Here is a 6,595-nt window from a genome sequence, read left to right on the forward strand (position 1 = left end):
TGAAGTACTGAAACGATATCCGAAAAACACAACCGACTATTCCAAAATAATCTACCCAAACCATAAGGATTTTAACCAATTCCTCACTGCGAGCAAAATCAAAGATTACAACAAATATTAATCATTTTAAAATTTACAATTATGACTAAAAAATTAGAAGAACGAATCAACGAATTCAGCGACGAAAGATTTATGGATCACATTGCAAAAATCTCAGAAATGGGAATGGAGTCGGACAAATCGCAAAGCGCGTGCGATGCCATTTATTTTCTTACCGACCTGCAGAAATTGGTAAACGAAATTAAAAACGCAGAAACAATTTAATTATGGAAACAACAGAATTTACACCTCAATTAGTTGGAGTAGACTACGAAGCTATTGAGAAAGAAAATAGCGACCTTGACTTTTTGGTTAGCCGGTTGAACAGTGTAAAATTAGCCTGGGAGAAATATTTTAATGAGCGCTTCTCAATTCCCATTGTTGAATTAATATTTTCAACCAAGCCCAACCTTATTACACGAATGATCCAGGAGCGTTGGCTTAAACTCGACGCCAAACTATCGGAGCTGGCCAAGAACAACAGGATAAAAATTGATAAGCTCATTGAAATTACCGACTTCCCGGATTTTGAAGATCTTAAAGAGGAAATTGTTTCTCTCCGTCAGGACACAGACCGAAGGTATAATGGCAAATTACCATACTTAGCCGAAATTTTCGGCAGCACCAAATTTCAGGTACCGGAAGATCTTAAAAACAAAATATCTGAAAAGCATACCTATTACACGAAAAATAATATGGAGAACCTGGTACTCGAAAAAATACAATCGCTGTGTGCGAGTATCAACTTTTTTAATAATTGCGGGGCCAACATAAGAGCCCGAGATCTGCCACTCAATTTGGAACGAAATCTTACAACAGTACGTGGTGAGCTAAAAAATAAGGAATTAAAATTCAATGGAGCCGGCGAACCTAACTGGTACACGCCAAAAGTTATTCCGTATTGTAGAATGTTCGAAATCGAGAATCATCTTCTTGCTCAAGTTAATGCAAATCTTGAGCTTTTAAGAAGTAAAAAAGCAGCTCAATAGCTGCTTTGGTAGTTACCTGGTTCAACAGTTAATGTTATTATTTACTATTAAACTCATTCCAAATTTACCAAAAATAAAAGTATGAACGATTTCAACGCAAAAAACTTTCAACCGGTCGGCAATAAAGACATCACCGAGCTGAAAAAAAGAACCGTGCAAGATCTACAGCGACTTAAACTTAATTTCGAAATAATGATTGCCGGTTGCGAAAAATACATTAATTACAACGAGACTGGTGGTCAATTTTTTAAAGATGAAAAATTCAACACTGCCACCGTTGAAATAGAAAAATGGAAGCTTGGGTATTGTCAATCCCACCTGCAGCTGGTTGTTAACGAAATTATTTCAAGGAATAAAAACTCACCAGAGACATCGTTAAATTGATTCAAAAATACATTTTTTGTTGTTAGGTTAATTCCGTTTCATTTCTAAGCCGGGTCAATTACGACCCGGTTTTTTTATGCTCCATTTTCTGGAAGCCTTATCTGTCCTTCGCCGACCGCGCAACACATGATAACTTCAACATAAAAAATGAACCGGAAGGATAAAGAATTTAATAGCTCAGTAAATTTTCGAATTTCAGAAAAGGAAAAACAGGACCTGGAAAATCTCTGCCAGGTATTCAATATCTCAAAGTCAGAATTTCTACGAAATCAGATAAACAAAATCAATACAACAATTAAAGAGACACCCAGAATGAAAAACTTAAACAAAGAAAAAGAGACAGAAAAGGCGATGGAAGAACTAAGCGGAGAAAAACAAACGATATTCTCAACCAACGAAGAAGGTGAAACGCCCGCAGCAACCACTGAAGGAATAGTCGATCAATTGAAAAAACGCAATAATTAATAAAATGCGAAAACTTGACCGTTTATATGACAAGGCGAAACAACTCCGGGAAATAAAGGAAGAACTACCTAGCCTGTTTGCTTTTTCCGAGATTCCTTTGAGTGATATCTGCAAGGAAGCGAACATATCACTTACACACTATTATCGACTAATACGAGGTGAAAGAGAACTAACATCTAAGCACATCATAAAACTTATTCGTGCTCTAATACTCCAGTTGGGCAGGAAAGATATTATTTCCATTCGCAAACAACTACCTTATCATTTAAAACTGGATGGTGATATTGTTATTTGGTTCGACTTCACAAAAAAAGAACTCAAAAAAATTTCCGAGCATATTGGATTGGATCCGGACTACCTAAAAAGAACTTTTTATGGTGGTAAAGAACTACCTCCAGAAAGAAAAGTTGAAGCACTCCAAGGGATTATAGATATTCTTAATTATCGGAAAACAAAATTATAAGGCAACAAAAATAGAAGCAAGGAGGAATTAATATGAATCTTTCAATTGATCAGTGGGCCAAAATTACCATAAAACAATGGCAACAACGAATTCAACACAACAAGATTGGATCTTCCGGAAAGCTAGCCGAAAGTCTTTATCATCATGTTAACCGTGAGGCAAACGGCGACAAATCGTATGTTCTATTTGCTTTCGAGTATTACGGGAAAATGGTTGAATGGGGAGTTGGAAAGGGTGTAACCATTGCAAATAGAGACCACATTCAAACCACCAGAGAAAAGAAACCCTGGTTCAATGATGTATTTTTTGCGCGGCTCGATATCCTGAAAAAGGAAATGACAAAAACCATGAGCCGCGATGCCATACGCTTCGTAAAAAATAACCTGGAGAAATACAACCTTGATGGGAGCAAGATATCACCAGGCCGATCTCATTCGAAAAAATCTACATCATCATCAACCGGTGATGGTTATTCAGTAGCAGATTATAAACGAGTCCGATTTAAATAAAACAATATGGCTTACAACGAGAAAGCAAATGTAACAGTCACCCTGAATAATGAACAAGCCCGGAAAGAACTGCAGGAACTGCAGGGCGAATACAAACGCTTGTACAACCTCCGCAAAAAAGCAGAACAGACTGGTGATGTTTCAGGATGGAAGAAGATCGACCAGGAAATGAAAAAGAATGTCAAAACTCAGAGACAACTTGAAAAAAACTATGTGTCTATCGAAAACACACTCAATAATCTAAACGGTGCAAGCCTGAAAGATCTGGAAAAAGCTCAACGAACCCTTACCGTTCAACAAAAAACTATGACAAGAGGAACCAAGGAATGGAAAAAAGAACTTGGTAACTTAAATAAGATTGAAGCTGAGATACGGAAAGTAAAAACCGAAATGGGCCGCATACAAAGCCCGATGCAAAAAATGAAAAATGGGCTAAAGAATTTATTTGCATCGTTAGGAGCATTCACGGGAATTACTGCAGTAGTATCGATTATTAGAAATGCGGCCAGAGTAACAGCTGAATTCAGTAAAGCACAATCGAACCTGGCTTCAGTTTTGGGAACAACAAAAGATAATATTCGTGATTTATCGCAGGACGCTATAAAATACGGAAGCCTCACCAAGTTTACAGCAACACAGGTTAGCGAATTGCAAACCGAATTTGCAAAACTCGGATTGACCTCGGAACAAATAAAAGCGTCGACCAAAGCAGCTCTTGATTTGGCTGCAGCAACAAATGCAGAATTAGGCCCTGCAGCTAAAGTAACCGGCGTGGCTTTAAAAGCTTTTGGACTATCTGCCAGTTATGCCAACGAGGTAGCAGCTACACTTGCTGTTTCAACATCAAAATCGGCAATAAGTTTTGAAGATTTTGAAACAATACTATCAACTGTTGGGCCGGTTGCTAAATCATTTGGTTTTACCATTGAAGACACACTCGCATTAACCGGCAAGCTCAAAGATGCCGGATTTGATGCAAGCTCAGCAGCAACGGCCACCAGAAATATATTATTGAATTTGGCCGACTCAAACGGTAAACTTGCTCAAGCTCTTGGAAGGCCAATCAAAACTCTTGATGATCTGGTTCCTGCTCTGGCCGATTTACAATCAAAAGGAATCGATCTAAATGAGACGCTTCAGCTAACAGATAAAAGAAGTGTATCGGCTTTCAATACATTCCTTTCTGCTAAGGATAGCACAATTGAATTGCGAGATGGAATTAGCGACGTTACGGACGAACTACAAAACATGGTTGACACCCAGCTTGATAATTTAGCGGGAGATGTAACAAAATTAAATTCGGCATGGCAGGGTTTTGTATTGTCCATTGAAAACGGAGACGGTGTAATTTCAAGATTTGCCAGAGGCACACTTCAATTTTTTACCGACTCATTAATTAAGCTATCAAATATCGATCTGATTTTTAAACGTGCAAGTAAATTTTCGGAAGATGAAGTATCAAGAGCATACGACGCAATGATGAACCTTTCAGGCAGAAAGTACCAAAAATTTCAGGAACTGGTTCAAAAAGAAAACGAATTAACCCTGGAGCAAACCTTGTTAAGGCGAGCTGCTATGATTGAAGAAATTAAAGACACCGGTCAGTCACAGAAAGAAGCTGAAAAACTTTGGGACGAATTCTACAAACGTCGTTACCAACAAGACAAGGAAGCTCGCGAATTAAAACGTGCAGAGGAAAAAGCCCAGGCAGAGAAAGAAGCCAATGAGGCATTGCTTGCGGAAAAGAAAAAACAGGAAACAGAAGAACAGCAATTGAAAAAGAGGCTGGCAATTGCAAAATTAATTGAGGCAGACATTGCCACACAAAAGGAAAAAATTAAGAAATATTTTGCTGAAGCGGGCGAAGGAGCCATTGAAGCTTTTTTTGCTGCTATTGAAAAAACTCAGGCGAGTAAAACTATTGACTTCTCAATAGTTCCAGAATCTGAAGAAGAAGAAACAAAGGATCCTGCACTGGATTATGCCGTTCAGCAATATCAACAAACTCTTGAGTTTAAAAAGAGTTTGCTTGATGCGCAGTATGCCAATGGCATTATTGCAGAACAGGAATACCAGGATAAACTTAACGAGCTAAACCGGCAGGGTGAGAAATCGCGCTACGATAAAAAGATGGAATATGCTGAAAAAGCTCAGCAGCTTTCAACACTAGGCGCAAACTTCATTTCGTCGTTAATGGAATTAGAACTGGCAAATGCTGGCGACAATGAAGAAAAGAAGGCGGCTATCAGAAAGAAATATGCCACCATGCAGTTCCTCACTACATCTTCGCAAATTATTGTTGACACCGCCGCAGCTGTTATGAAAGCTTATGCACAACTGGGGCCAATCGGCGGACCTATTGCTGCAGCAATTATCGGAGCAACAGGTCTCGTTCAGTTAGGAATAGCCAATGCAGAACGAAAGAAGATTCAAAAATATGAGTTTGGAAAATATCCTGGCTTACAATATACGGGGCGGCCAAAGACCGGAACATATGGGAACCAACCTCACCTGGGCATATTTAATGAAGTTCCTGGTCAACCTGAGATGGTTATTGACGGATTAACGCTCAGAAAACTAAACATGGATTTCCCGGAAATAATTGCTTCAATACATGCAGTTAGAGATGGCCGGCAACCTCAAATGTACGGCGGAGGCAAATACCTTGATGACAATGGGATTAACAATACTGCAAGCAGTTCAGATGCTCAAAACTCAGATATTAAAACATTACAAGACTCAGTAGTCATGCTACATCACACGGTAGAAATACTAAGCAAAAAGAAATACTACATCGCAATAGATATGGTGCAAAAAAAATTGCAGCGATGGGAAAAAATTGAAGCAACAAAAGGAATGTAAACAATAAGAAAATGCTAGAATTTTATTTAAACAATAAACGTTTTCTTTTAAACTCCGATACTTCTGTTCGAATTCTCTGGAGTAATCCCGCTTGTAAGTTCGAAAAGATTGACGGTAATGCAGGCATAGGAATCAGCATCCCAGTAAATGATCAAAATAAAGCCCTTCTCAGAAATCCGGGCAGATTCGAAAAGGTTGGCACAAAAAACACCCGTGAATTTAAAGGTTTTGAAATTCGATTTGGAGGGGTTCTGCTTTTGGGTGGCACTTTGATTGTAAACTCTGCAGATGACGAAAGCTATGAGTGTTGGCTCAGGGGAATTGTTGGCGATATCGGAGAAGAACATCGCGAGAAATACATTTATGACATTGAAGCATTTTGGCAGGAAATTACATGGGAAAATAAAAGCGATTACGATCCTATTAACGATGATTATTGCTGTCCAACAATATTTAATCCTGAGTTTTTTTCAGAAAAAGGAAGAACGATCCCAATAACTTATACTGTTCCAAATCCAGATTACTATCCGGGAAGTCTCATTCATGAAGCAAATTTACATGCAAACGAATCAACCGAGGCATTTTCTAACGCTTTTCGAAATACATCTGACTATCTGGTCAACAGTAGAAATCCAGACGGAAGTATTAAAAACCTAACCAGCTCAATGTCTGCAAAAACATCTGAAAATCTTGAAATAACGGTTGTTTCTCCAATGTTGTTTTTGAATAATGTATTACGACAATTGTTTAATGATGTTCGCATTCATATTGATGAAAATGCAATTGCAAACGATGTTGATTTGAAAACACTTCTCCTTTATAAC

Annotated in this window: 8 protein-coding genes; all 8 read left to right on the forward strand. The window is 38.3% G+C overall.

Annotated features, from left to right (window positions below; all coding sequences use genetic code 11):
- The first annotated feature begins 141 nt into the window (after positions 1–141).
- Positions 142–324 carry a hypothetical protein gene (locus QZ576_RS22320; protein ID WP_297101754.1) on the forward strand — a complete coding sequence of 61 codons (183 nt, stop codon included), beginning with the start codon at positions 142–144 and terminating at the stop codon, positions 322–324.
- A 2-nt stretch (positions 325–326) separates the two neighbouring features.
- The gene (locus tag QZ576_RS22325) at positions 327–1,088 is read left to right on the forward strand and encodes a hypothetical protein (protein WP_297101756.1); all 762 of its coding nucleotides are present in this window, start codon (positions 327–329) and stop codon (positions 1,086–1,088) included.
- An 81-nt stretch (positions 1,089–1,169) separates the two neighbouring features.
- The gene (locus QZ576_RS22330) at positions 1,170–1,472 is read left to right on the forward strand and encodes a hypothetical protein (RefSeq protein ID WP_297101759.1); all 303 of its coding nucleotides are present in this window, start codon (positions 1,170–1,172) and stop codon (positions 1,470–1,472) included.
- Positions 1,473–1,784: 312 nt separating this feature from the next.
- A complete protein-coding gene (locus tag QZ576_RS22335; protein WP_297101762.1) occupies positions 1,785–1,937 on the forward strand; it encodes a hypothetical protein in 153 nt (50 codons plus the stop codon).
- Between the two features lie 4 nt (positions 1,938–1,941).
- Positions 1,942–2,400 (forward strand): hypothetical protein, encoded by a 459-nt coding sequence (locus QZ576_RS22340; protein WP_297101765.1) that lies wholly within the window; start codon positions 1,942–1,944, stop codon positions 2,398–2,400.
- Positions 2,401–2,432: 32 nt separating this feature from the next.
- Positions 2,433–2,909, forward strand: a complete 477-nt coding sequence (locus QZ576_RS22345) for a hypothetical protein (RefSeq protein ID WP_297101771.1) — start codon at positions 2,433–2,435, stop codon at positions 2,907–2,909.
- A 6-nt stretch (positions 2,910–2,915) separates the two neighbouring features.
- A complete protein-coding gene (locus tag QZ576_RS22350) occupies positions 2,916–5,771 on the forward strand; it encodes a phage tail tape measure protein (RefSeq protein WP_297101774.1) in 2,856 nt (951 codons plus the stop codon).
- A gap of 11 nt (positions 5,772–5,782) precedes the next feature.
- On the forward strand, positions 5,783–6,595 hold an 813-nt coding region (locus tag QZ576_RS22355; RefSeq protein ID WP_297101777.1), incomplete at its 3' end, for a hypothetical protein.

The sequence above is a fragment of the uncultured Draconibacterium sp. genome, from assembly GCF_913060805.1.
GTDB lineage: Bacteria > Bacteroidota > Bacteroidia > Bacteroidales > Prolixibacteraceae > Draconibacterium.

What these genes read in the sequence shown, in the direction of transcription:
- QZ576_RS22320 (WP_297101754.1), top strand. Translation starts at nt 142, where the DNA reads ATGACTAAAAAATTAGAAGAACGAATCAACGAATTCAGCGACGAAAGA.
- QZ576_RS22325 (WP_297101756.1), top strand. Translation starts at nt 327, where the DNA reads ATGGAAACAACAGAATTTACACCTCAATTAGTTGGAGTAGACTACGAA.
- QZ576_RS22330 (WP_297101759.1), top strand. Translation starts at nt 1,170, where the DNA reads ATGAACGATTTCAACGCAAAAAACTTTCAACCGGTCGGCAATAAAGAC.
- QZ576_RS22335 (WP_297101762.1), top strand. Translation starts at nt 1,785, where the DNA reads ATGAAAAACTTAAACAAAGAAAAAGAGACAGAAAAGGCGATGGAAGAA.
- QZ576_RS22340 (WP_297101765.1), top strand. Translation starts at nt 1,942, where the DNA reads ATGCGAAAACTTGACCGTTTATATGACAAGGCGAAACAACTCCGGGAA.
- QZ576_RS22345 (WP_297101771.1), top strand. Translation starts at nt 2,433, where the DNA reads ATGAATCTTTCAATTGATCAGTGGGCCAAAATTACCATAAAACAATGG.
- QZ576_RS22350 (WP_297101774.1), top strand. Translation starts at nt 2,916, where the DNA reads ATGGCTTACAACGAGAAAGCAAATGTAACAGTCACCCTGAATAATGAA.